We start from the raw sequence: 26,042 nt of genomic DNA, 5'->3' as shown, positions 1-26,042 counted from the left end.
GCTGAAAAAAAGGGATGTAACACTATGGTAAGTTTCACGGAATAAGGTGGATTTTCATTGACGCATATAACACCTTACAATATAATAAAAGCAAATATATAGCTTATAAAGGAGGTTCCTTAATGACGAAAAAAATAACCGCAATATTCTTGGCATTGTGCATGGCAATTTCCGTTTTGCCGATGACCATTCAGGCGGCATCAAAGCCCGATATTAAAGTTGGCGACTATGTTAAAATGGGCGCGTATAACAATGCCTCAATTCTTTGGCGATGTGTAAGCATTGACAATAACGGACCGCTTATGCTTGCAGACAAAATTGTTGACACCCTTGCATATGATGCCAAAACAAATGACAACAGCAATTCAAAATCACACAGCAGAAGCTATAAGCGTGATGATTACGGTTCTAACTATTGGAAAGACAGCAATATGCGTTCTTGGTTAAATTCGACCGCAGCTGAAGGCAAAGTCGATTGGCTTTGCGGCAACCCTCCGAAAGACGGATATGTAAGCGGTGTGGGAGCGTACAACGAAAAAGCGGGTTTTCTCAACGCTTTTTCAAAATCTGAAATTGCGGCAATGAAAACCGTTACCCAGCGTTCTCTCGTTTCTCATCCCGAATACAACAAGGGCATAGTTGATGGAGACGCAAATTCGGATTTGTTATACTACACCGATATTTCGGAAGCGGTGGCAAACTACGACAGTTCATATTTTGAAACTACAACCGAAAAGGTTTTTCTTCTTGATGTAAAGCAGGCTAATGCCGTGTGGAAAAATCTCAAAGGTTATTATGTTGCGTATAATAATGACGGTATGGCTTGGCCTTATTGGCTTCGCACTCCTGTTACCGATTGCAATCACGATATGCGTTATATCAGTTCATCGGGTCAGGTCGGTCGTTATGCTCCGTGGTATTCCGATTTGGGCGTAAGACCTGCATTTTATCTCGATTCCGAATATTTTGTTACAACTTCCGGCAGCGGCTCACAAAGCAGTCCTTATATCGGCTCTGCTCCAAATAAGCAAGAGGATGATTATACAATTTCGGAACCTGCCGAGGACGCAAATCCCGATTGGAATGTCAGCACCGAGCAAAGCATTCAGCTCACCCTCGGCCCGTGGTATTCAAATGACGGAAAATATTCTAATCCTACCATCCCTGTTTATACCATCCAAAAAACACGCAGCGACACGGAAAATATGGTTGTTGTCGTTTGCGGCGAGGGATACACAAAAAGTCAGCAGGGCAAATTCATCAATGATGTCAAACGACTTTGGCAGGACGCTATGAAATATGAACCGTATCGCAGTTATGCCGACAGATTCAATGTTTACGCTCTTTGCACAGCTTCCGAATCGACTTTTGACAATGGTGGAAGCACCTTCTTTGATGTTATAGTCGACAAATATAATTCGCCTGTTATTTCTAATAATCTCCACGGAAGTCAGTGGAAAAATCATATTTTTGAGAGATGTATCGGTCCTGAATTTATCGAGAAAATTCACGATGCTCATATCAAAAAAAAGTGTGATCCAAACACAATTCCGTCCGGTTCGGAATATGAGCCTTATTATTATGTTCACGATTATATTGCTCAGTTCGCTATGGTTGTAAACACAAAATCAGATTTCGGCGGTGCTTATAATAACCGTGAATACGGCTTCCATTATTTCATTTCGCCATCAGACAGTTATCGTGCGTCAAAAACTTTTGCACACGAGTTTGGACACGGTTTGCTCGGTCTCGGTGATGAATACAGTAACGGATATTTGCTTGACGATAAGGAACTTAAATCACTCAATCTTTCCTCGGTTGAAGACCCGGAAAAGATAAAATGGCGACAGCTTTTAGGTTTTAGAAACACATATACCTGCCGCAATGCTTACGGTTCAAAAATGCTTGTTTCAAGTTATGAGTGCATAATGAGAGACACAAACTATCAATTCTGTGAGGTTTGCCGTTTGCAGGGCTTCAAGCGAATGTCTCAGCTTGTTAAGGATGTAGACCTTTATGTTGCAACTCCCGAGGTTAAGGAATATACGGGCGCTTATTCAAAGCCGTCTGATTTTACCGACCTTGAAACAAGTTCATATTATAATTACACATATAATCGCAATGACCGACTTTTGAGCGGCAACAGCAAAAGCAGATTTAATACTAATATGAACGGTAAAAAAATCGAGCTTAGAACTGTTATTCAAAACATTTCAGATAAAAATGCACGACAATTAAAATTCAAAATGTGGATTAAGCACTCCGACGGAAGCGTTGCGACCGATTCATCGGGGAATCCGCTTCAAACAGTACAAACCTTTGACATTCCTGTTTGGAATGATAAGGCAAATTTCTGGCCGCTCGGTGCTTTGGATCACATCAAAAGCGACTTTAATTCAGGCTTAAAGAGTTGCTCGCTTATTTATCAAATTCCGTCTGATGCACAGCTTAAGAGCGGCGATACCGTGGCATTTCAGGTGCTCGATGAAAACGGAAATGTGCTTGCAGACGACAATACGGAAACACAGCGCTACACAACCGTTTCAATTCAGTATAAATTTGAGGACGGCTCTGAAATTCCAAACACTGCCGGCGGAACATTTACCGTGCCATACGGCACAAAGCTTGATTTAACACCGGCAAAAACACTTTATGATTATGAATTTATAAAGGTTGACGGCTTGAATAAGCCTATTGTTTCGGACGGAACGGTTGTTACATATTATTACAAAAATAAAAACGAAGAACACACTCACAATCTGACTTTGGTTGCTGCGAAAGCTGCCACCTGCACTACTGCGGGCAATTCCGCATACTACACCTGCGATGGCTGTGACAAGTGGTTCGCAGATGCAACAGGATCGGTAGAAATTACCGATAAAACCAGTGTGAAGATTCCGGCTCCCGGACATACCGCAGGCACAGAATGGAAGTCTGATGATACTAACCACTGGCATGAATGTTCTCGTTGCCACGACAAAAAGGACGAAGCGGCTCACGATTACGGTTCTGACAATGTTTGCGACACCTGCGGATATTACAAAACTGTACCGCACACTCACAATCTGACTTTGGTTGCTGCGAAAGCTGCCACCTGCACTACTGCGGGCAATTCCGCATACTACAAGTGCGAAGGTTGTGGCAAGTTCTATGAAGATGTACTCGGTACAAAGGAAATAACCGACCTTGCATCTTGGGGCAATATTGCTAAGATTGCCCACACCACAAAGCAAACCGTAACAAAGGCAACCCCAACAGCAAACGGCAAGATAGTAAATTACTGTTCGGTATGTAAGAAAACTCTTTCAACGACAGTAATTCCAAAGGCATCAAGCATAAAGCTTAAAGCAACATCATTAACATATAACGGAAAGGTTAGAACACCTAAGGTTATTGTTAAGGACAGAACAGGAAAGACACTTGTTAAGAATACTGACTATACTGTGTCTTATGCAAAAGGCAGAAAGTATGTTGGCAAGTACGCAGTAAAGATTACCTTTAAGGGTAAATACAGCGGAACAAAGACGCTTTATTTCACAATCAAGCCAAAGGCAACAAGTATTTCCTCACTTAAAGCAGGTTCAAAGAAGTTTACAGTAAAGTGGAAGAAGCAGGCTACACAGACAACAGGCTATCAGGTACAGTACAGTGCCTCAAGTAAATTCAGCAAGGCTAAGACCGTAACAGTAGGCAAGAATACAACAGTATCAAAGAAAATTTCAAAGCTTTCGGGCAAGAAAAAGTATTATGTAAGAGTTCGCACCTATAAGACAGTTAAGATTAACGGCAAATCCATAAGGATTTATTCAGGCTGGTCAAAAGCTAAGACTGTTACAACAAAGAAATAAAAACTATACCGTAACCTTTGATTCTGCCGGTGGCTCTGCAGTAACGACTCAGACTATCGAAGAAGGTCAGAAGGCAACCAAACCTGCCGCTCCTACCAAGTCTGACGATACCACCAAGCCTTCGGATGATGTTCAGAATCCGCAGACCGGCGACAACAGTATGAGTGGCTGTGGATCGCTCTGCTGTTCGTCAGCGGCTTCGGAGTTGTGACAACTACTGTTTATACTAAATTAGACGAAGCAATTTCTGATGCTGTTAAAACTGGGAAAATCACTCAAGAAGAAGCGAACGCAGCTTACAAATAAATATACGAGGCTTGTCTTAAAAAAGACGAGCTCAAAATGACAATGAAACTGTCACTCTCTGGAGACACTAGGAGTGACAGTATAATCATCATAAATAAAATGAATCTTCGGCATCAACCCACATCTGCATAGTTCCATCAAGGTATAGTCTTGCATATTCAAGTGGTTCATCAATAGCAAGTGCATTTAATGCACAATCTAATCTGGGTGTTGTTTTTAAATTCTTTTCTGCTTCCCAGCAGTCAATGCGGAGCATATAGCCAGCAGAAGTATAAACATCAATGCTGTTGCGTTGTGGATTGTATTCTGCAAATATTGTTCTCATCGTATCAAATCTCCTTATCATTCAATCAATCATTTGTTACAAAAATCAGAAGCATTTCAATCAGTTCACCATGTCGTTTTTATTTTGTGTTATACTGTTTTAGAGGATTTTCTTTTCCTTGTATTTTCCCTTATCAGGGTTCATAAATCCATATGGGAAGATATAACATAAGGGAAAGTCTAAGGGAAAGATCACCTGCGACAAATTTAGTGTTTTCAAGGGATTCAGAGATATTTGATAATAAAATATAACAATTATTAAATCCCTTGGAATACATGAAATCTCAATTCCAATTTGCCAACTTTCCCTTTGAGAGAGGAGAAATCCTTTTCTCAAAGGGCGTTTTTGATATTCGTAAACTACAAGACAAAGCTAAAACTTCATATACTCTAAGCACAAGGAGGCCCCGGTTTGACTATGAATAACATTTCTGATGATAGCTACTTTAGCAGGTCAAGGAAATTACCGCACCTTACGGAATGGTAGTGAGCGGCGAAATACATACGGTTGAGCTTACTTATGTAGGTCAGAATATCTCTGTTACCGAAACTTCCACATTATTCTATAACGAAAGACAGAAAGTTCAGGTAAGCGTTTCAAAGACAGACATTATTGAACCAGTCAGTATCCGGTCACGGAAAAAAGAAATATAAATTCAAAATAATTCAAAAACTTGGCTTTTAACATTGTCCAAGTTAAAATGAAACAAATTGAGTTAAAAGGAGAAGGAGAAATATGTTTACAAGCGTATTCGGGATTTCTATAAAATATGAAGCATGGAATCATCAGGATTCTTTGCCTGTTTATATTGCAGAGAGTTATGATTTTCATGCAGCATATATTGGAAACAGACGCTGTATAATGCTTGCTCCAACAAAAGAACTTGCCACACTTCCGGCATTGAAAAAACAAATTGTAAAAATACAGCAGATTGATAATGTGTCAGTCGTATTTGAACTTACAACGGTATCAAATTATCGAAGAAAAAGCCTTATAGAAAATAATATACCGTTTATTACTGATAAGCAGGTCTTTCTTCCTTTCATTGGGACAATGCTTTCTGATGAAAAAGAACCCCAAAAGCTGACGGGTAAATTTGTTTACTCCACGCAGCAGTTGTTTTTATTTTATCTGTACAGTAAGAAAAACGATTGTATATTTCAGAAGCCGGAAAAGTGCTTCCGTTTACAGCAATGACCTTGACCAGAGCAGTGAAGCAGTTGGAAACGACAGATTTGTTTCTTGTAGCAAAAGAAGGTGTCAATAAGTTTATTGAGTCAAAATATAAGCGAGATGAATTATTTGAAAAAGCAAAAGTATATTTGACGACTCCTGTTCGAAAAACAGGATATATAGATAAGGCGCAAGTTACAGAAAATATGGTCTTTGCAGGGGAAACGGCACTTTCTGAAAAAACAATGCCAAATCCAAGCCGAGTTGTTACCTATGCAATTAGTGAGAAATATTATGATAAAGCCTTGCTGACTGATGAATTGATAGACCCGGATAAACAGGTCAGACTTGAATTATGGGCATACAACCCAAAACAATTTTCAGAGGATAACAGTGCTGATGATATTTCACTTGTTTTATCTTTTACAGATACAAATGATGAAAGAATTGAAGAAGCAGTAGATGAATTGCAGGAAAGAAGGTTGCAGGAGTAATGGTTAGTGGATTTACAAAATTTAAGGAAAGATTTATACTATGAATTGTTAAAAACTGGACAAATGATGGTTGATGGCATTCCGGTATTAAGTCCGATTTGCCTGATTCCATTTAAGGCGAAAGCATGGCTGGATTTAAAGGAACGCAAGTTGAATGGAGAGCGTGCTATATAATGAGTGAAAACAATAAGAAATATAGTGTTGCATAGATAAATGAATGATAAAGGAGAAAAAATGAAGAAGGAAATAGAAGTTAAATTTGATGATTTGGAATGGTTGTATTCTCAGAATTGGGAATATTTTGATTATGGGAATTGCAAGCGCCATTTACAGGTTATTATGCCATATAGGAGAAAAGGACTTGAAAAGAAATATCCTGTTATTTTTTATGTTACAGGAGCTGCATGGCACAAGCAGGAAATGTATAATGATATTCCGAAACTGGCGGAGTTGGCGAAACAGGGAGTTGCTATTGTGTCAATTGAGGTTCGTGAGTCTGATATTGCAATTTTTCCAGCGCAGGTAGAGGATATCAAAAATGCAATGGAGTGTGTTGCAAGCAAGACATCAGAATTCGATCTTCCCTTTGACATGAATGAGGCTTATCTTATGGGACATTCTTCAGGTGGTCATTTGGCTATGATGGCAGTACTACATAATGCTTGTGGAATGATTGAAATTCCAGATGTTAAAGGAGTAATTTTGGAGAGTGCATCATCTGATATTTTGATTTGTTCTAGTGAGCCATTGCCACCGTGGATGTCGGTTCGACCATCAACGGTTCTCCTTGGTGTTGATAGTATTGAGGGAAATGAAGAAATTGCATATAAGGCATCCTGTGTGTCTTTAATTGAGGAAGATATAATATTACCACCTGTATTGATGTTTCATTGCACAAATGATCCTGTTGTTTCCGTAGAAAATAGTAGAACATTATTTGAAAAATTAGAAGAGACAAATCACAGTGTGAAATATTATGAGATAAAGGATGTGGACGAACACGGAGGAAATATATATTTTTCCAAAACTATTTTGTCAATTATACAAGATTTCATAAGGAAGACTATATAAAAGTCGGGAGGATAGTTATGGGTGCTACAATTGTTTATTTGGTGATTTCATTATTGGTTTCACTTATTTTTATTATACTTGGCATAAGTCAGTATAGGGCTGAAAAACCAGTAGCAATAAACACGGGGGAGAAACTGCCCCGTGAAGATGAATTGACGAGTGCTGCTGAATGGAACCATAGACATGGCAGAAATTTTATTATTTTGGGTTGTGTACTTTTTATTACACTATCGGTTCTTAGATATTTTATGGAAAAGCTGGATAGTATTTTGCTTCAGGTGATTATTGCTATGCTAGCTTTATTTATAGAGATAGGGTGGATTGAGTTTGAACATAATGTAATGAAAAAGAAAATGATAAAAAGAGGAACTAGATAACCTCCAGTTTATCTGGGAGTTGTTATTATTAAATACAGGAGAGGATAACGATGTTTATAAAGCTTTACGATGAGATACCAGAGGAAGCAAAGACAATACGGGAAGCAGTGTTCATCAAGGAACAGGGATTTAAAGATGAATTTGATGAGATAGATGATGTTGCTAAACATGTGTTGCTTTTTGAAGGAGACATTCCGGTAGGAACTTGCAGATTCTTTTTTTCAGAAGAGAGGAACTGCTATGTTATCGGTAGAATTGTGGTTCGCAAAGAATTTCGTGGGAAGCGATATGGCGAAAAGGTGCTGCAGGACGCAGAAAAAGCAGTTAGAGATCTTGGAGGCAAAGTGGTAGAATTGTCTGCGCAATGTCGTGTAGCAGGTTTTTATAATAAACAGGGCTATACGGGGTTGAATGATATTCATATGGATGAATATTGTCCGCATACATGGATGCGTAAAAATTTAGCAGTATAATAAAATCAAAATGTTACAACAAAGTTAGATTTTATATAGGAGGCGAAATATCATGGAAATAACTAATAAAAATATTGATCATGGGAAAGCATTTGACTGGGGAAAAACTTCTGAAGATTATGCAAAGTACCGTGATATTTATCCCAAAGAATTTTATGCAAAATTAGCGGAATTATCGCTAGGAGTAAAGGGACAAAATGTACTGGATCTAGGAACAGGAACGGGTGTGATTCCAAGAAATATGTATTCCTACGGCGCAAAATGGACAGGGGCAGATATCTCAGAAAATCAGATTATGTATGCGGAGAAACTCAGCAAAAGTGCGGGGATGGACATCGATTATATTGTTGCATCAGCGGAAGCTGTTGATTATCCTGACAGAACATTTGATGTGATCACAGCGTGTCAATGTTTTATGTATTTTGACAAATCGATTGTCTTGCCTAAATTTCATCAGATGCTAAAGGATCATGGTCATTTTGCAATTTTGTTTATGGCATGGCTGCCTGAAGAGAGTGAGATTGCCAAGACAAGCGAAGATCTTGTTTTGAAATATAACCCTGCATGGACTGGTGGAAGAGTGACAAGATATGAATTACAAGAGCCACCTTGGTGTGAAGGTATGTTTAAGGCTGCAAATATGCTAACATATGAATTGCCGGTACAGTTTACAAGAGAATCATGGCATGGAAGGATGAAAGCATGTCGAGGCATTGGAGCGAGTGGACTGAAGGAAAGTGCGATTCAGAAATGGGAGCAGGAGCATTGGGAATATATGCAATCACTGCCGGAGAAATTTGATGTATTGCATTATGTTACTATTCTGGATTTGGAAAAGATATAGAAGGTTGTGCAAAAAGAAAAATTTGATCGTATGGAACAGCAAAAAATTACGAAAGGATTGGATGCTAAAATTGCGTTGATCCTTTTGCAGAATAGTTGATCATATAATGCCATATTTTTGTGGGAGGGAATGGAATAATGAAGATAGAGTATAGAAGACTTACAGAAAAAGAGATTACTACTTTTATTGGTATGAGAATACAGCAGCTTAGGGAAGAAGGTGCTAAAGAAGAAATAAATTTGGTACCTGCATTGAGAGAGTATTATATGCGTCATATGGCAGATGGTACATTTGTATCTTGGCTGGCTTGGGATGGAGAAAATATAATTGGAACTAGTGGAATGTCATTTGTGGAAAAACCGCCATATTTTGGATGCCCTAGTGGGAAAATGGGCTTATTGTCTAGTATGTATACGAATCCGAAGTATAGAAGAATGGGGATTGCAAGGAAACTACTATCTCGTGTTGTAAATGATGCTAGAGAGTATGGATGTGGCACTATACAAATTACGGCATCAGACATGGGTGTTAAATTGTATGCAGATTTTGGATTTGTACATAATGGTAATTTCATGCAATATAAACTATAGCATTTGAGGGAGAGCAATTGTTATGATCAGAAAATTGCAGAAGGCAGACTTAAATGATGTCGCATATTTGTGGTTAGACACCAATCTGAAAGCGCATAATTTTATCTCTGCTGAATACTGGAACACGAATTTTGAATTCGTGAAAGAAATGTTACCACAGGCGGAAGTCTATGTATATGAAAATGATAAAAAGATACAAGGCTTTATAGGTCTGAATGGCGAATATATAGAAGGAATTTTTGTTGCGGTTGAAATGCAGTCGAGGGGCATAGGTAAACTTTTGTTAGATTATGCAAAGGATCGAAAATCGAAATTACTCTTAAAGGTATACCAAAAGAATACACGGGCAGTGCGCTTTTACCAAAGAGAGGGGTTTGAGATTCAGAGCGAAGGTTTGGATGACGATACCGATGAAAAAGATTATGCGATGATATGGCAGCAGAAATAGATGCTCTACAGCTTGGGTATAAAATTGGATTTATCAATGATTCTCAGGTATGGCTGCTTATGTTAAAAAATATAATACTTCTGTGTATAGCTATAATGAAGATGAAGTGGATGAAATGATTGTGTTGATACATGACAGTTTTATTCCGGCTTTTACAGCTCTCAAAGATATACTGCTGAAGAAGTTGGAAGAGGTTGAAAGCGATTGGATGTAAGATAAACGCAAGGCATGCCGTGGTATGTCCTGCGTTTATGATATACATTGGAGGTGACTGTATGCACACAAAAATAAATATTGATTTACAGGATACAGAGTGGGAATTGGACTATATTGATCATGATAGAAATATTGCAAGAGCAATTGTTTATGATGAAAGTGGACAATTTTACTTTGTAAGAGCGCAGAGGGATGATGATTTTGGGAAAGCAACACTGATAGAAACGGCTGGTGGCGGTGTTGAGGACGGGGAAGACCTGTTGACTGCGATACAGAGAGAACTCAAAGAAGAATTAGGCGTGACGGTAACGATAATTTGCAAAATTGGAGTTGTCAGTGATTATTATAATTTGATTCATAGACATAATATCAATAATTATTTTTTGTGTAAAGTGGAGTCGTTTGGCGATAAAAATCTGACCGAAGATGAGATTAACAGTTTTCATTTATCGACGCTGAAATTATCTTATGAAGAGGCGGTGAAAGAGTATAAAGACAGAGCAAATACCAAAATAGGAAAGCTTGTAGCAAATAGAGAATTACCGGTTTTATATCGGGTAAAGGAAATATTGCGAGGCGAAAATAGTGTGAATAACAGGAAATAATATAGGAAACATGACATACAGCTGTCATGTTTCTTATGCTAATATGCATTTTGTAAAGGAGTAACGATGAAGCTAGATAGGCAATTAGGAATTTTATCCATATTATTGCAGAAGGAATCTGTTACAGCACCTTATTTGTCAGAAATGTTTGAGGTGTCCAGACGAACCATAAACAGGGATATTGAAGATTTATGTAAGGCTGGTATACCGATTGTGACCAGACAAGGAGCAAACGGAGGAATTTCAATTATTGATGGATACAAAATTGATAAAACAATGCTGACTCATGATCAAATGCAGGATATCCTTGCCGGTTTGCGAAGCCTGGATAGTGTAAATGGGACGAACAGATATGGGCAGTTGATGGAAAAATTATCCATAGGATCTTCTGATTTTTTAGTGGGGAATCAATCGGTGTTGATCGACCTCTCTTCATGGTACAAAGATTCTCTTGCTCCGAAGATAGAAGTGATAAGAAAGGCAATAGAGCAGCACCGGGAATTAGAGTTCTTTTATTATGCTCCGGGGGGTGAATCTCAGCGTGTCATTGAGCCTTGTTATCTTATCTTTCGATGGTCAAGCTGGTATGTATGGGGATGGTGTAAAAGCAGAGAAGATTTTCGTCTTTTTAAATTAAATCGTATGGACAAAGTGCATCTGTCCGGGCATGTTTTTTCCGATAGAACAGCACCTTTGCCGGATTTGAGAGACGAAAGAATCTTCACTGGTGGAATTAAGGTAAAAGCTTTGTTTGAGGTGGATTGTAAATGGAGACTGGTAGAAGAATTTGGACCACATTGTTTTCAAGAACAAAAAGATGGAACGCTTCTATTTCAGGCAGACTATACAAATCAAGACAATTTGCTTACCTGGTTATTATCTTTTAGGGATAAGGTGGAACTGTTGGAACCGAAAGAAATAAGAGAACAATTACGCCAAAGTATTTTGCAGATGAAGAAAAAATATGACAATGTGGCGGATGGCTGAGGAGGAATGTGAATGGAATCAAGATGTGGTATTTTGTGTAGCAGATGCAATTGGAAACAGACTGAAAAATGTAAGGGTTGTGCTAATATTGACAATCCTTTCTGGGGAGCATGTCCGGTAAAAAGTTGTTGTGAGGGTAAAAAATTAGAACATTGTGGAGAATGTAAGGAATTTCCATGCACACAATTAGAAGAGTTTGCTTATGATGAAAAAGAAGGTGACTGCGGAGTGCGACTGGATCAGTGTAAAATCTGGTCTGCATTAACAAAGATGAGATATGCTTGGATTGACGACTTCCTTATGAAGAAAGCTGGTGTGACCAAGCTGCCACCACAGTGGAACTGGATCCGATATGCGGTAGGAGAAAAAATGTTTGCAGCCGTGTGTCTGGGAGAAAATAATCAACCATATTATATAACTATGAAGTTAGAACCAACTGAGGGAAGTTTTTTGCGTCAGCAGTACGATGATATTATACCGGGCTATTACATGAACAAGCAGCACTGGAATTCTATCAATCCTAACGGTGAGGTCGAAGACGATTTGCTAAAGGATTTGTTAGATAAATCGTATAATCTCGTGCTTGGGGGCTTCAGTAAAAGGAAACAAAAAGAGATTTTAGAAAGTGGGGATCAATAAATGGCATTTGATAATGAACCCGAAACGGTGGCAATGATGGACAAGTATCTTGAGGAGAGCGGTTATGTGAGTGATTTCACTGGTAAACGGCGACATCATGAAATTTATTTGTCAGCCCCAAGGAAAACGGCACCGGAAAAATGTAAAACGGTTATTAGGCATCCGATAAGGAAACTGTAAAACAAGTTGATTTTTTATTGATTTTTCTGCGATATCACTATAATTTTATATTATTTTGCTTGAAAATTAAGTATATTTTTTATATAATGTGACATATATATTAACTATAACAATATAAAATTGGTACTGTATGGAGGTGAGTGGATGTTAAAAGCATATTTGATGGAAAATTATGGGTATAATGAGCCAATATTCATAAAGGAACTGTCGATAGATGGATTATCTCAAAATGCAGTACGTCAGTCGGTAAAGCGGTTGACGGCAATTGGATTTCTGGAGAGATATGATAACGGAATATATTATATTCCGAGATTCGATGGACTGCTTGGAAAAAGTTATCTTGATCCAACAGAAGTTATTATGCGTAAATATGTAGAAAATAAGTCAGATAAATATGGATATGTTACCGGACTATCATTTGCCAATCAATTAGGTTTAACAACACAAATGCCTGCTATGATTGAAATAGTTACAAATCGTGAATCAACGAATGGACGCATAATTACACTAGGCAATCAGCGAGTGAGGGTAAAGAGTTCACCCATTATTGTATCAGAATCTAATGCAGAACTTTTACAATTGCTTGACAGCGTTGGTCAAGCTGAACGCTATACGGAACTTACGATAAAAGAGACGATTGATAAATTGATTTTATATATAAGAAAAAAACAATTTACAAAAGGACAGCTATCGGAGGTGACTTCTGCATTGACAGAAGCTACGGCAAAAAAGATGATTGAATGGGGGATAATTTATGAATTTGCATGATGATAGAGAGGCGTTTGATGAGTTGTTAATTGGTGCAGCAAATGAATTAGCTATCCCAACAGACATCATTGAGAAAGATTATTATGTTACTATTGCGCTTAAGAAATTGTCGGAAAAATTGGAAGACATGGTGTTTAAAGGAGGAACATCCCTAACGAAATGTTACCAGTTGTTGAATAGATTTTCAGAGGACATTGACATATCATATACGGCTGAATCCGGAATCCCCGGGGAAGCAAGAAAAAAACAGTTGAAAAAAGCAGTTGTTGCCGTTATGGATGAATTGGGATTTCCGATTACAAATATTGATAAGACCAGGAGTCGGAGAAACTATAATTGTTATAGAGCATCATATCCCTCTATATATGAGAAGACAAATTATTTAAAACCAGAACTTGTTGTTGAAACATATGTGGCATTGTTGCCGTTCCCAACAACACGAAGAATGGTAGATAATTATATTTATCGTTTTTTGAAGAAAATTGATCGTTTAGATCTTGCAGAGATATATGGATTATTACCATTTGAGATTACTACGCAGACAATAGAGAGAACGCTGGTGGATAAGGTATTTGCCTTGTGCGATTATTATTTGCAAGGGAAAATATCTGGTCATTCAAGGCATTTATATGATATTTATAAGATTGTAGAAACAATAGGTATCACTGATGAAATGGAAAGGCTTATTCCAGAGGTTAGGGGTGTGCGCTCAAAATTAGATGTTTGTCCCACAGCTAAAGAGGGGGTATGTATTACAGAAATATTAGAGGCTATCGTGGAGGAACAGGCATATAAGAAGGATTATGAGGAAATTACACTGGGTCTGTTATTTATTACAGAAACATATGACACGGTAATTCAGAGTATTCAAAAACTGATAAATAGTGGAGTGTGGAATTAAATAACACGATATAAAAGGGATAGAGAACATTTGGTTCTTTGTTCCTTTTTGTTTTTATTGGCATCAATTAAAAATCAACAATTTATTGAGTAAATAATTTTTCTTTCCTCTACCAGAGATCTTTGCACCCATTTAACAATTAGAATCGTGTATTATATAGAAAATGATCATTTTCCATCAAACGAAGAAATAGAACAGGAGGGGGTATTTGCCATATGATAAAAACTTATGCAGGAATACCGTATGAAGAGATTGTAAGACGATATGCAGATGATATAACCCGGTTGTGCGTTGTTTGGACGCAAAATGAAGAGGCTGCGAAGGATTGCTTTCAAAATACTTTTCTCAAATTGTATATGACAAAGAAAAGTTTTCGAGAGGAAGAACATATCAAGGCATGGCTTTTCAAGGTTACTAGAAATGAATGTAGAGATTACCATAAGCAGTTTTGGAATTGCAATGTTGATATAGGATATGACCCAAAGCAATATGAGAGACAGCGTGTATTGCAAGTGGATGATCCAGACACAGAGCAGCTTGTAAAGGCATTGCGGAGCTTATCATTTAAATATCGTGAAGTGTTGGTGTTGTACTATTATGAGGAATATAACACTAGCGAAATTGCAAAGCTTCTAAATGTCAGTGTGAATACAGTCAAATCAAGACTACGGAGAGGAATCTTGTTTCGTGGACACAGCATGTGAATGGTATAGGATAAATTCAGAAGTTTTGATTGCAGAGTTAGTCGCGTCTGGTATAATATGATAAGCGAAGGGTGGACGAACTTTATGCAAATTGCAAACTCTGATATGATGAGAAATTTGTAGAAAGATGTACATAGAGAGGAAAAATGATTATGACTTTAGATGTTTTGGGATTATTGGCAGCTTGTTCCTATGCACTGGATTGCGTGGAAGCAGAACTGGTTCATGTGACGAACAATCACTCAAAACGAGTGGCTTATATGAGTGTTTGCATTGCAAAACAGATGGGAATACAAGAGGAAAGCCTACAAGATTTGGCAGTGTGCGCATTATTGCACGATAACGCATTGACGCAGTATATCCAGGAAGAACTTCATAATGATATTTCGCAAATTGCCGTAACGCAAGAGGTACCAAAGTTGGGAGCACATTGCATTTGGGGTGAAAAGAATGTCGCAGAACTTCCGTTTCACACAGATGTTTCCGATGTGATCTTATACCATCACGAAAATGCTGATGGCAGTGGTCCGTTTGGAAAAAAATGGGATGAAATTCCTCTTTTCTCGCGTATTATTCATTTGTGCGATTTGCTGGATATCGCCTGTCGCACTAAAAATTTTGCGGAAGGTACATGGAAGGTGGCAGAGCAGTTTGTTCAAAACTCAACAGGAACAATGTTTGATCGGGAATGCAGTGATGCATTTTTACGTGCATTTTCAGAGGAGCAGTTTTTATCACTTGATAGAGAAACTTTCGAGGACCAGTTGTGGAAGATGGTTCCTCGGATAAAACAGGATCTTGATTTTTCGCAGATCAAAGCACTTGCTGTGTTTTTTGCTCGGATCGTAGACTACAAATCGCCATTTACCAGTACGCACTCTATAGGTGTCGCTGAAGATGCGGAAAAACTGTCACGCCACATGGGATTTGATGAGGAAACTGTGCAGAAAATGTATCTTGCAGGGGCATTGCATGATATTGGAAAAGTAGCCATTGGAAATGAAATTTTGGAAAAGCCGGGAAAATTGACAGATGAAGAATTTAAGGCTATGAAGCATCATGCGGCGTATACTTACTACATCCTGTCCGATATTGATGACTTTGAAGAGATTCGTGATTGGGCGGCTTTCCATCATGAACGGATGGATGGCACGGGATATCCTTTTGGAAGGTCGGCGGCTGAGTTGAACACGCAGGAGCGCATCATGGCTTGTGTGGATATTTATCAAGCCTTGACGGAAAGTCGTCCGTACAAACAGGGCATGACACATGAAAAGGCAAGCGGTATCTTGTGGGATATGGTGAAAAAAGGATGGATCGATGGAGATATTGTCAGAGAGGTTGATTCTTGCTTTGCCACCATTTAATTTATAGGGAGGAACAAAAATTATGGAGAAAGATGTATTGGAAAAATACAAGATGAATAGCAGGGCGGAAGCTGTCGCATTTTTGAAAAGTCTATGGAACGAGACACCACAGCCTTGCCCGTTATGTAATGGCAAATTGGACTTTCTTCATAAAAAAGCCAAGAAGAATAACAGTGATTGGAAATGCACTGGTTGTGGGGAACGCTATGATGCCATCAAATTGTTGAACTTATTAAATGAGGGTTTTGGTCGGTAAGATTTGATTTTGCCTATAGGGAGATGGATTTGCAATGCAGGAAAAAGAGATAGATGGGAAGGCGATTTGGAGTTATGGGAATTCGGAGGCTGAGAAGGTCTTGATACAGCTTGTTGGAGAGCATGAAATATCTGGAATTGAGCAGGAGTTTCATGCAATTCAAGACAGAACTTCAGAAGAATTTTATATGATTGCCTGGAGGGTGAATAACTGGAACGATGAGTTATCTCCTTGGAAAGCACCACCGGCATTTGGAGAAGAAGGATTTGGCGATGGTGCATCAGAGCTTTTAGAAAAAATATTGGAGTATTGTTCTGATAAGAGCAAGACATACTATTTGGGCGGGTATTCGCTTGCCGGATTATTTGCTCTGTGGGCATCTTGCCAGACGGACCGTTTTGTGGGAATTGCAGCAGCCTCACCGTCAGTATGGTTTCCAGACTTTTTGGAATATATGCAAGAAAATAGGATACAAAGCCGTTTGATCTATTTGAGCCTTGGCAACAAAGAGGAAAAGACTAGAAATTTAATGATGTCTACGGTCGGAGATTGCATCAGAAAGCTATATGCGTGGTTGCAGGAATGTGACATCCCATGTATTCTGGAGTGGAATCCGGGGAATCATTTCCGTGAATCGGAAATTAGGACAGCTAAGGCGTTTGCCTGGTTGTTGGAAAAATAATAACTAAAATATAGTAGAATCTGTACGATAGTACAAAACTATGGTAAAATCGGTGGAGGGAGCATCCCTAAATTATAACAAGAAATGAGGTTTATTATGAACATTGAAGATATGTTAGAGATTAATGACTGTCCGTTATGCGACGGTGGAGCACTTTTGGAAGAGGAATGTGGCTGCGGCTATTATGTGATGTGCCTTGAATGTGGCTGTCATTCTGTTACGATAGATTTTCACTCGGAAGAAGAGCGGCTGGAAGCAGCGAAAAGAACGGTTATGCTTTGGAACACCGGCAAGGTAATATCAAGTAGTCCGGGAGAATGATCCCAACATGGTTGATATTCGTTTTTAATCTTTAATAGCAAGGCAGGAATACGAAGCGCACTTGGATTTTGAAGAGACAGGATTGTTTGCTTTATATTCTGCCTGCAGGCAAGCAGGACTAAAATGCTGTTAGATGCGCTGGCTGACATCTGCTGAGAGCGCTGGAGGAGGAAATAATGAAAAAGGAGAACTGATGACAAATCAACATATTATGTCCATTGCTATGCGGCAATCGGCATTAGATCTTAATGCTGATATTTCTGACTTTACCAAAGAGGAAAATGTATTTGTAAAGTCAGGGTTAGGGGCTTTGGCAAGAAAATATTATAGCGAACCAATAGCATGCAATTTGGTTTCCTACGGAAGTAATATTGTGGCATCTGTAAAAGAGGAATACAAAGAAATGGTAAAAGAGTATTTGAGTAAGTTTGAATTTTATCATTGCTTTGAAACGCCCAATATGCATTGGCTGGATGAAAGAATGAGAGAACAGGGACAAAGAGTCTGCTTCATGGCAGAATATTTTTTGCCGGATGTCAATTCCCTCAAAAGATTATCATGCCAATATGAGCTTAAGGTGCTTACGCAGAAAGACTTTGACAGTTTATATTTGCCTATATGGAGTAATGCTTTGTGTGATGCGAGAAAAGAGCTGGATGTTCTTGGTGTTGGCGCATATGATAATGGAAAATTGATCGGACTTGCCGGTTGTTCGGCAGATTGTGACGATATGTGGCAGATTGGAGTTGATGTATTACCGGAATATCGCAGAAAGGGGATAGCATCTGCGCTAACCAGTAATTTAGCAGTTGAGATTATAGAGCGTGGAAAAGTGCCATTTTACTGTTGTGCATGGTCTAATATCAGATCTGCAAAAAATGCGATACGAAGCGGTTTCATGCCTGCTTGGGTGGAAATGACGGTCAAACCTGCCAGTATGGTGGCTGAGATGAATCAGTAAAGTCCATGCAAATTAAATATGAAATATCGTTCAGTTAATTGATATGGAGGAAAAGAAATGACAGGAGACAGAATCATAAGTGCTCTGATTGGATTGGTGGGGGCAGTGTCGAACAATGGAAAAACCGAACAGACAGATGTAGTGGTTCGGGAGGCTCTTTTACACCGAAATGATCCGACAATGGAAGAGTCACTGGTACAGAAAATCCACGAGTTAAAGAATGTTATCGCACCGGATTGTGCGACTTGCAAAATGCCCTGTGGAAACACATCCGACTATGATATGACACAGTTTTATAGTGCGGATGAGAGTGTACTTGCAGCCAAAAAGGAGCTGCTGGAGACGATTTGTACTGTCCTAACAAATAATGAGCAGGTCACAGATAACATTTACCGAGGGATCGCATATCTGGGATATCCGGTGACACCGGAAGACTGCGAAAGAATCCGTGAGGGGATCATAGAACAGTATGCTTAAGCGAGGATGCTTCTAGGAAATATTTGAGTAAAAGAATAGCGAGGATCATTATGCGATATTTACCGATTTTAGAGGAACTTTGTTCGTCAGATAGTATTTTATTTATGGTAGCAGGGATTATAGTTGCATTAGTTATTAGCGTGAAATTTTGTGATATAAAAAGAAATTTGCTGGGATTGATCGGAAGTTTTGTAGTATATGCAATTTGCGAGGTGCTATCTAATTTTTATACAAATTATATGCTGGAGATTGCATTGCTTTTTGTTGGTACATTGGCGTTGGGGGCTTTTATCGGATTCACGATAGGACTTATTGTGACGATTGTTTCGGGAAAGGGACTCTTACTATGGAAATAAGAACAGCCTCTTTGCAGGATTTAGAAGATATTGCAGCCGTAGAAGCAGCATGTTTTCCGGTGGCGGAAGCAGCGACGAAGGCAGAATTTGCAGAACGGATCCAACATTACGGAGATCATTTTTTGCTGTTGTATGATAAGCAAAAGCTGATTGCGTTTGTGGATGGTTTTGTTACAGACGAGCAGAATTTAACGGACGAAATGTATGAAAAAGCGTCTTTACACAACGAGAATGGTGCGTGGCAGATGATTTTTGGCGTAAATACACTTCCGGAATATCGAAGAAATGGGTATGCGGGACGGTTGCTTCGCTGTGCCATTGATACTGCGAGAAAGCAGGGGAGAAAGGGCGTTGTACTTACTTGTAAAGAAAAGTTAATTCATTACTATTCCGGGTTTGGATTTGTAAATGAGGGGATATCAACAGATTCTACTCACGGCAATGCAGTATGGTATCAAATGAGATTGACATTTATAACAGGGAATGACAAATTTTAACACATTTGTTATACTAACGGTATTGTTAGGAGGTAAGAATTTGTCATGCATACATTAAAAAAATTTATACCGTATTATTCACCATACAAAGCAGTGTTCGTTCTGGATCTGATCTGCGCAGCGATGATCAGTCTGATCGATCTGGCATATCCACAGATCTTGCGGACTATGACGAAAACAGTCTTTGCCGGAAAGTCATCAGCAATTTTGCAAGTTTTGCTGCCAATTGGTGTCGCAATGCTTATCATGTATATCGTTCAGGCGTTGTGCAAATATTATGTCAGTTATCAGGGGCATATGATGGGTGCCAATATGGAACGGGATATGCGCCAACAACTTTTTGACCATTATGAAAAATTATCTTTTTCGTATTACGATCAGAACAATTCCGGACAGATGATGAGCAAATTAGTATCGGATCTGTTTGATATTTCAGAGATGGCACATCATGGACCGGAAAATTTATTCATATCATTGATAAAAATTATCGGTTCGTTTGTATTTTTGTTTGTGATCAATCGCTGGCTTGCCATTCCGCTGTTGGTACTTGTGTTTTTTATGATTCTATTTTCCTATAGCCAAAACCGCAGAATGCAGGCAACCTTTATGGATAACCGACAAAAGATCGGAGATATCAATTCCAGTCTTCAAGATACCTTAGCGGGGATTCGGGTCGTGCAGTCTTTTGCAAATGAGGAGCTAGAGCGAGACAAGTTTCGACACAGTAACGAGAACTTTTTGCACTCCAAAGACGCCAACTATCGTTGCATGGGAAGCTTTATGAGTGGTAATTTGTTTTTTCAGGGACTTATGTATCTGGTTACGCTTGTGTTTGGCGGATGGTTGATTGCCAAGGGACAGATGGAGACAGCGGATCTGGCAATGTATGCGCTGTACATTGGAATCTTTATCAGTCCGATCCAAATACTGGTAGAGCTGACGGAAATGATGCAGAAAGGCTTGTCGGGATTTCGTCGATTTTTAGCAGTTGTAGAAACGGAACCGGACATAGTCGATGCAGAGGATGCTAAGCCGTTAGAAAATGTGAAAGGAACAGTTGAGTATAAAGATGTATCTTTTCATTACAGCGATGATGATACACTTGTCTTGTCCGATGTTTCCTTTCGGATTGACGCTGGAAAATCTATAGCGTTGGTAGGACCGTCCGGAAGCGGAAAGACGACGATCTGTTCATTGCTTCCAAGATTTTACGATGTGACCGGAGGAAGCATTCGGATCGACGGCAAGGATATTCGCAGTCTGTCGCTAGAAAGCCTTCGCAACAATATTGGTCTTGTGCAGCAGGATGTGTATCTGTTTTGTGGGTCGATAAAGGATAATATTTCCTATGGCAAGCCGGGTGCCTCTATCGAAGAGATCATCGATGCAGCCAAGAAAGCGAATATTCATGATTTTATCATGTCCTTGCCGGATGGATACGATAGTTATGTGGGAGAGCGTGGAACCCGTTTGTCGGGAGGTCAGAAGCAGCGTATCTCAATTGCACGGGTATTTCTCAAAAATCCGCCGATTTTAATTCTTGATGAGGCAACCAGTGCCTTAGATAACGAAAGTGAGCGCTGGATTCAACATAGTTTGGAAGAACTGGCCAAAAACAGGACAACCATTACCATTGCACATCGCCTGTCGACGATCCGAAATGCGGATGAGATTTTGGTGGTTGCAGATACCGGTATTGCGGAACGGGGTACCCACGAGGAACTTTTGGCGGCAAATGGGATTTATGCACATTATAATGAGATGGCATAAAAAGGCAAAGCCGGCGCAAGGCGTTATGCTGTTTTGTTTGATGAGAAGAAATAACAGTTGCCAAAGCGCCCGATAACAAATCAGGTGCAGTACCGAAATGTTTTGTCGGTCATAATTCGTGCGAAGATCAACCCCAGCGGTAACGCAAGAATGATCAAAAGTGCAGCGGCAAGCCAAGAAGCGGCAGAATATAAATTCATCGTACCGAGATTATAGAATCCTTTGTATAAATAGAGTCCCGGTACCATGATCACGATAGAAGGGACCGTGATCGATATTCTTGGATATCCGGCAACTCCTTTTACCGTAGAGGCGAAGATGCCTGCAACAAAAGCACCGGCAAAGGCAGCAACGGCAGGTGGAAAGGATGCAAGAACGATCAGTTCCAATCGAAACGTGTTGGATACAGCACCGATAACTCCTGCCGCGGCTGCCAGCCTAATTGGGCCGTTAAAGAGAATGGAGAATCCGAATACGCCGCCAAAGCTGGCGAGCAGACGCAATATGATCCATTGCCACAGTGCAAATTTAAGTGGCAGAAATGGCATCGGTTTTAATCCAAGAACCATTGCTAAGATCCATGCTGTCATGGTCGCAACAGTGATAATGATCAGTGAATACATCAGGCGTTCCATTCCGGAACGCATATCTAATTTTGCTAAGTCGATACCGCTTGTGATAAACGGGAATCCCGGGATAATAAATAACATAGAACAGATATATCCGGCTTCGTGCTGAACATTAACTGTAAAAAACAACTGCAGTAATCTAAGCAGAACGGTATAGCTTAAACAAGCTGCTGATACAGAAGAGATGATTCCTAAAAACAGAGTCAAATGATGTTTCGTCATTTTGCATCGGATATAATTGCCGATACCTGCACCGATAAAAGCGCATAACATTTCAATGACTCCGCCGCCTAATAAAAAGGTAAAGGATCCACAGGCGAGTGCAGCGGCAAGTGCTAAAGCACCTGGAGAATATAATCCGTGTATTTTTTCAATTTCATCTAATGTCGAGTGGATCATTTCACAGCTTTTCGTAATCTCTTGGTCGGCAAAGCCGGACACCAATTTTTCTAAGCGATTTAGCTGTGAAGTATTTACACTGGTGTTCGTCAGACACAGCGATTGGCTAAAACTTTGATTCCCGTCAAAACAAGTATAATTGATCGACATTAATCCAATATCAACCGTACAAGTCATATTCATTAACTCGGAAAGTTCATTCATGGAACTACGAACACGCCATGCCCCGGTTCCACAGGAAAGCATCATAATCCCGACACGTCCGACAACAGAAGCCTTGGCAGGAAGAGAAGCCTCTGTGATCGGTGTTGGATCTGTCTTGTCAGCATATTCATGCCATAAAATATCCATATGATTTTTCTTGATGTTTGCACCTGTAATCGCTGTTTTCATAATCCTCTTACATCCCTTTCTGCAACCGTTGACTGTACTCACACGGGCAAGTTTTTGTGCATCGCGGTATTATAAATCCAAACTGTCTGCTCCGGCGGTTCGGATCATTTCTTCGCGACAGGACAGCACGAGTCCGTCAATCACGCCAATATGTCGAAGCATTTTGGATTCAAATTGCTTGATTGGGAGAAGCACGCCGAGTTCATCAAAAGTTTTGCCGGATCTGCTTCCGGTTTCCTGACCGTAAAAAACAATGGCAGAGTAAGCTTCCTGCTGGATTTTATGAAAAGTTGTCCAAATGACATCGTATGCCTGCGCTTCGGACAGATGTAACTTTTTCGTATCCGGTAACGCATACAGTAGGAGAATACCGCGTTCTTTATTTTCGTGTTTTTCTTTGATGTTCATGTCGGATGTGTAATATCGAACAAGATCATAGCCGTCAGCCAAATATAATTTCGAGCGTGGGGCTGCATCGTGAGCATGGTAAATTTCTTGGAATTTTTTATATTCATGTTTTGATACGAGATTCTTTTTGTCCGCTAACAGTTTGCCATCTGCATCTGTTAGTAAAATCGGGTTTTCACCGGCTTTGCCATGAAAACGTTTTGGAATCAGATATGCTTCTTTGAGCAGATCAAACATGGAGCGGTGGCATAACTCCAACAAAAGCGCACTAACATCACCATTTTTGTATGCATTCAAAAGCACCTCTGCAAAATGATGAGAATCCGGGTCGACATATCTGTTTTCATCATCTAAATGGTCGTAAAAAGTATCAAGAAGTCTTTCACAGCAGTCATCTGAAGAAAGAATCCTTGAAAAAATCTTTTCGACTTCCTCTTCTCTCGGTAATACTAATGCCATAAGATCATCTCCATTATATGTTGTTTTTTTGCTTTGAAACGATTATAATTGAATCATTTCAATAAGTAAAAAGTATTATTGATATAGCTGCAATAACACCTTGATATACTGACGCCTATACCATAAAGGGGACGGGAAAGGAATGAACGGTCATTATGGATGTAAATTTTGAATACTACAGAATATTTTACTATGTGGCGAAATATCGAAATTTTACGAAAGCGGCACATGCTTTACATAATAGTCAGCCCAATATTACACGAGCGATGAATTGCCTGGAACGGGAAATACACTGCACCTTATTCATACGGACAAATCGTGGAGTACGGTTGACTGAAGAGGGAGAAAAGCTTTTTCGGCATGTTTCTGCAGCTATGATGCAGATATTAGCGGCAGAAGAGGAATTGACTGAGAGTGCCGAGTTGGAAAAGGGCTGCGTTTCTATCAGTGCGAGTGAGATCGCCCTAAATATTTTTCTGCTGGAAAAGTTAAAAAAATTTCATATGGCGTATCCTAAGGTGCAATTAAAACTATATAATCATTCTACACCGCAGGCAATTCAAGCAGTACAAAGCGGAGAATCTGATTTTGCAGTGATCACAACACCGACAGTAACGGATAAGACACTAAAAACAACCCGTCTCTGTGAATTTCAGGAGATCCTGATCGCCGGAAATACCTTTCAGGCGCTTGCAGAGCAAAAGCTATCGCTGCAGGATTTATTACAGTTTCCGTTGATCTGTATGGAAAAAAACACGATAACCAGACAATTTTATCAGAAATTATTTTTGGAACACGGTCTTTCTTTGGAGCCGTCGATCGAAACTGCTACAGCGGATCAGATCCTTCCGTTGGTAAAGCATGAGCTTGGACTTGCTTTCCTTCCAAAGGCAATGGCGAAAGAGGCGATCGCACACGGGGAGATCCTTTGTATCCCGCTAAAAGATATAATCCCAAAGCGCAGCGTTTCGATGATCTATGATGCCAGAGGACCGAGAAGCGTAGCTGCGCAGACATTTCAAAAAATATTGCTGGAAGAGGGGGAATAGCATGACCTTACAACAACTAAAATATGTAGTGACAGTTGCTGAAACCGGGACGATCACGGAAGCGGCAGGTAAATTATACATTTCACAGCCGAGCCTTACGAATGCGATCCATGAATTGGAACGGGAGATGCAGATCGTGATATTTAACCGGACAAATAAGGGAATAAGCCTTTCCAAAGAGGGGGATATCTTTTTGGGTTACGCCAGACAAGTGCTTGAGCAGGCTGAAATTTTAGAGGATAAATACAAGGGAGAAGGCAGCGGTAAAAAGCAGTTTTGTGTTTCGACCCAGCATTATTCATTTGCGGTAAATGCATTTGTCGACCTGATCAAGAAATATGGTCAGGAAGAGTATGACTTCAGCCTTCGCGAAACGCAGACCTATGAGATCATTGAAGATGTAGCAAAAATGAGAAGTGAGATCGGCATTCTCTTTTTGAATGATTTTAATGAGAAAGTCATCACGAAAATATTAAAGTCCAATGAGTTGGAATTTCACGACCTTTTTGTGGCAAAGCCCCATGTATTTATCAGTCGCAGACATCCTTTAGCAGATCGTCAGATCATTACGAATGAAGAGTTGGAAAGTTATCCGTATCTGTCTTTTGAGCAGGGCGAGCACAATTCGTTTTATTTTTCGGAGGAAATTTTTTCTGCATCGGAGCGCAAGAAAAATATTCGTGTGCGTGACCGGGCAACACTGTTTAATCTTTTGATCGGATTGAACGGTTACACGGTATGCAGTGGTGTGATCGATAAGAAATTAAATGGCAAAGATATTATCGCCGTGCCATTAGCGGATGAAAGTGATATGCGGATCGGCTATATCACGCACAGAAAAGGAATGTTAAGCCGATTGGGAACCACTTATCTGGATGCATTAAGTAAATATATTGGCTGATCATAGCACAAATTCCTTTACTCAAACTTCCCATACCTCAAATCCTCCACAACCACATATTGCTTATTATGTCAATAACTATATAACATTTTGCAGCCGTCAAAGAGCAGTTTCTGCCATTAGAGAACTATAGTAATTGCCTTGCCGCATTTTGTTTTTACAGTGATT

Annotated in this window: 32 protein-coding genes; 29 read left to right on the top strand and 3 right to left on the bottom strand. The window is 39.6% G+C overall.

The window, feature by feature from the left end; translation table 11 throughout:
* The first annotated feature begins 122 nt into the window (after positions 1–122).
* Positions 123–3,848, top strand: coding sequence for a M64 family metallopeptidase (locus DXB73_RS13680; RefSeq protein ID WP_118691489.1), 3,726 nt, complete (start codon positions 123–125; stop codon positions 3,846–3,848).
* 394 nt (positions 3,849–4,242) lie between these two features.
* On the opposite strand, the gene DXB73_RS13670 is transcribed toward DXB73_RS13680, so the two are convergent.
* Positions 4,243–4,479 (bottom strand): DUF6061 family protein, encoded by a 237-nt coding sequence (locus DXB73_RS13670; protein WP_044945660.1) that lies wholly within the window; start codon positions 4,477–4,479, stop codon positions 4,243–4,245.
* A gap of 735 nt (positions 4,480–5,214) precedes the next feature.
* Here DXB73_RS13670 and DXB73_RS15010 point away from each other — a divergent pair.
* The 26 genes from DXB73_RS15010 to DXB73_RS13545 all read left to right on the top strand — a co-directional run bounded on the left by DXB73_RS15010 (position 5,215) and on the right by DXB73_RS13545 (position 21,636).
* Complete coding sequence (locus tag DXB73_RS15010; RefSeq protein WP_243103975.1) at positions 5,215–5,676, top strand: hypothetical protein; 462 nt, start codon at positions 5,215–5,217, stop codon at positions 5,674–5,676.
* A gap of 23 nt (positions 5,677–5,699) precedes the next feature.
* Positions 5,700–6,146, top strand: coding sequence for a hypothetical protein (locus DXB73_RS15005; RefSeq protein ID WP_243103974.1), 447 nt, complete (start codon positions 5,700–5,702; stop codon positions 6,144–6,146).
* A gap of 6 nt (positions 6,147–6,152) precedes the next feature.
* Positions 6,153–6,320 carry a hypothetical protein gene (locus DXB73_RS14620; RefSeq protein WP_182448196.1) on the top strand — a complete coding sequence of 56 codons (168 nt, stop codon included), beginning with the start codon at positions 6,153–6,155 and terminating at the stop codon, positions 6,318–6,320.
* A gap of 60 nt (positions 6,321–6,380) precedes the next feature.
* The gene (locus tag DXB73_RS13660; protein WP_182448195.1) at positions 6,381–7,217 is read left to right on the top strand and encodes an alpha/beta hydrolase fold domain-containing protein; all 837 of its coding nucleotides are present in this window, start codon (positions 6,381–6,383) and stop codon (positions 7,215–7,217) included.
* Positions 7,218–7,234: 17 nt separating this feature from the next.
* On the top strand, positions 7,235–7,594 hold the full coding sequence (locus DXB73_RS13655; RefSeq protein ID WP_118691487.1) for a hypothetical protein: 360 nt from the start codon (positions 7,235–7,237) through the stop codon (positions 7,592–7,594).
* Between the two features lie 50 nt (positions 7,595–7,644).
* Positions 7,645–8,067 carry a GNAT family N-acetyltransferase gene (locus DXB73_RS13650; RefSeq protein ID WP_118691486.1) on the top strand — a complete coding sequence of 141 codons (423 nt, stop codon included), beginning with the start codon at positions 7,645–7,647 and terminating at the stop codon, positions 8,065–8,067.
* Positions 8,068–8,119: 52 nt separating this feature from the next.
* Positions 8,120–8,911 (top strand): methyltransferase domain-containing protein, encoded by a 792-nt coding sequence (locus DXB73_RS13645; RefSeq protein WP_118691485.1) that lies wholly within the window; start codon positions 8,120–8,122, stop codon positions 8,909–8,911.
* A 137-nt stretch (positions 8,912–9,048) separates the two neighbouring features.
* Entirely contained in the window at positions 9,049–9,501 is a 453-nt protein-coding gene (locus DXB73_RS13640; protein ID WP_118691484.1) for a GNAT family N-acetyltransferase, read from the top strand.
* Positions 9,502–9,523: 22 nt separating this feature from the next.
* Positions 9,524–9,949, top strand: coding sequence for an N-acetyltransferase (locus DXB73_RS13635; RefSeq protein WP_118691483.1), 426 nt, complete (start codon positions 9,524–9,526; stop codon positions 9,947–9,949).
* Positions 9,950–9,998: 49 nt separating this feature from the next.
* Positions 9,999–10,163: a hypothetical protein gene (locus DXB73_RS13630; RefSeq protein WP_182448194.1), complete on the top strand. Its 165-nt coding sequence runs from the start codon at positions 9,999–10,001 to the stop codon at positions 10,161–10,163.
* Between the two features lie 61 nt (positions 10,164–10,224).
* Positions 10,225–10,770 carry an NUDIX hydrolase gene (locus tag DXB73_RS13625; protein WP_118691482.1) on the top strand — a complete coding sequence of 182 codons (546 nt, stop codon included), beginning with the start codon at positions 10,225–10,227 and terminating at the stop codon, positions 10,768–10,770.
* Positions 10,771–10,836: 66 nt separating this feature from the next.
* Complete coding sequence (locus DXB73_RS13620) at positions 10,837–11,757, top strand: YafY family protein (protein ID WP_118691481.1); 921 nt, start codon at positions 10,837–10,839, stop codon at positions 11,755–11,757.
* 12 nt (positions 11,758–11,769) lie between these two features.
* Positions 11,770–12,396 (top strand): MmcQ/YjbR family DNA-binding protein, encoded by a 627-nt coding sequence (locus DXB73_RS15195; RefSeq protein WP_347559512.1) that lies wholly within the window; start codon positions 11,770–11,772, stop codon positions 12,394–12,396.
* On the top strand, positions 12,397–12,576 hold the full coding sequence (locus DXB73_RS13605) for a GyrI-like domain-containing protein (protein ID WP_118691480.1): 180 nt from the start codon (positions 12,397–12,399) through the stop codon (positions 12,574–12,576).
* 144 nt (positions 12,577–12,720) lie between these two features.
* Positions 12,721–13,344 (top strand): DUF6088 family protein, encoded by a 624-nt coding sequence (locus tag DXB73_RS13600; RefSeq protein WP_118691479.1) that lies wholly within the window; start codon positions 12,721–12,723, stop codon positions 13,342–13,344.
* On the top strand, positions 13,331–14,245 hold the full coding sequence (locus DXB73_RS13595) for a nucleotidyl transferase AbiEii/AbiGii toxin family protein (protein ID WP_118691478.1): 915 nt from the start codon (positions 13,331–13,333) through the stop codon (positions 14,243–14,245). The genes DXB73_RS13600 and DXB73_RS13595 overlap by 14 nt, the downstream gene beginning before the upstream one ends.
* 215 nt (positions 14,246–14,460) lie before the next feature.
* Complete coding sequence (locus DXB73_RS13590; RefSeq protein WP_118691477.1) at positions 14,461–14,949, top strand: sigma-70 family RNA polymerase sigma factor; 489 nt, start codon at positions 14,461–14,463, stop codon at positions 14,947–14,949.
* 152 nt (positions 14,950–15,101) lie between these two features.
* Positions 15,102–16,316: an HD-GYP domain-containing protein gene (locus DXB73_RS13585; RefSeq protein WP_118691476.1), complete on the top strand. Its 1,215-nt coding sequence runs from the start codon at positions 15,102–15,104 to the stop codon at positions 16,314–16,316.
* Between the two features lie 22 nt (positions 16,317–16,338).
* Positions 16,339–16,572: a hypothetical protein gene (locus DXB73_RS13580; RefSeq protein ID WP_118691475.1), complete on the top strand. Its 234-nt coding sequence runs from the start codon at positions 16,339–16,341 to the stop codon at positions 16,570–16,572.
* Between the two features lie 34 nt (positions 16,573–16,606).
* Complete coding sequence (locus DXB73_RS13575) at positions 16,607–17,254, top strand: esterase (protein ID WP_118691474.1); 648 nt, start codon at positions 16,607–16,609, stop codon at positions 17,252–17,254.
* 96 nt (positions 17,255–17,350) lie between these two features.
* Positions 17,351–17,575 (top strand): Lar family restriction alleviation protein, encoded by a 225-nt coding sequence (locus tag DXB73_RS13570; RefSeq protein ID WP_022025045.1) that lies wholly within the window; start codon positions 17,351–17,353, stop codon positions 17,573–17,575.
* Between the two features lie 193 nt (positions 17,576–17,768).
* Positions 17,769–18,536, top strand: coding sequence for a GNAT family N-acetyltransferase (locus DXB73_RS13565; protein ID WP_118691490.1), 768 nt, complete (start codon positions 17,769–17,771; stop codon positions 18,534–18,536).
* 57 nt (positions 18,537–18,593) lie between these two features.
* Complete coding sequence (locus DXB73_RS13560; RefSeq protein WP_118691473.1) at positions 18,594–19,013, top strand: hypothetical protein; 420 nt, start codon at positions 18,594–18,596, stop codon at positions 19,011–19,013.
* 50 nt (positions 19,014–19,063) lie between these two features.
* Positions 19,064–19,369: a hypothetical protein gene (locus DXB73_RS13555; protein WP_118691472.1), complete on the top strand. Its 306-nt coding sequence runs from the start codon at positions 19,064–19,066 to the stop codon at positions 19,367–19,369.
* Positions 19,360–19,866: a GNAT family N-acetyltransferase gene (locus tag DXB73_RS13550; protein WP_118691471.1), complete on the top strand. Its 507-nt coding sequence runs from the start codon at positions 19,360–19,362 to the stop codon at positions 19,864–19,866. Before DXB73_RS13555 ends, DXB73_RS13550 begins: the two co-directional genes overlap by 10 nt.
* Positions 19,867–19,911: 45 nt before the next feature.
* Positions 19,912–21,636 carry an ABC transporter ATP-binding protein gene (locus DXB73_RS13545; protein ID WP_118691470.1) on the top strand — a complete coding sequence of 575 codons (1,725 nt, stop codon included), beginning with the start codon at positions 19,912–19,914 and terminating at the stop codon, positions 21,634–21,636.
* An 80-nt stretch (positions 21,637–21,716) separates the two neighbouring features.
* Here DXB73_RS13545 and DXB73_RS13540 read toward each other — a convergent pair whose 3' ends face one another.
* Complete coding sequence (locus DXB73_RS13540; RefSeq protein WP_118691469.1) at positions 21,717–23,057, bottom strand: threonine/serine exporter family protein; 1,341 nt, start codon at positions 23,055–23,057, stop codon at positions 21,717–21,719.
* Between the two features lie 69 nt (positions 23,058–23,126).
* The gene (locus DXB73_RS13535; protein WP_022024957.1) at positions 23,127–23,924 is read right to left on the bottom strand and encodes a DUF4866 domain-containing protein; all 798 of its coding nucleotides are present in this window, start codon (positions 23,922–23,924) and stop codon (positions 23,127–23,129) included.
* A gap of 155 nt (positions 23,925–24,079) precedes the next feature.
* Between DXB73_RS13535 and DXB73_RS13530 the strand changes: the two genes are divergently transcribed.
* On the top strand, positions 24,080–24,973 hold the full coding sequence (locus tag DXB73_RS13530; RefSeq protein ID WP_118691468.1) for a LysR family transcriptional regulator: 894 nt from the start codon (positions 24,080–24,082) through the stop codon (positions 24,971–24,973).
* A gap of 1 nt (position 24,974) precedes the next feature.
* Complete coding sequence (locus DXB73_RS13525; RefSeq protein WP_118691467.1) at positions 24,975–25,874, top strand: LysR family transcriptional regulator; 900 nt, start codon at positions 24,975–24,977, stop codon at positions 25,872–25,874.
* Positions 25,875–26,042 lie beyond the last annotated feature (168 nt).

The organism is Clostridium sp. OM05-6BH (assembly GCF_003481635.1).
GTDB lineage: Bacteria > Bacillota > Clostridia > Lachnospirales > Lachnospiraceae > Butyribacter.
Note: the sequence above shows the minus strand (reverse complement) of the source record. Positions and strands in the feature narration are given on the sequence as shown.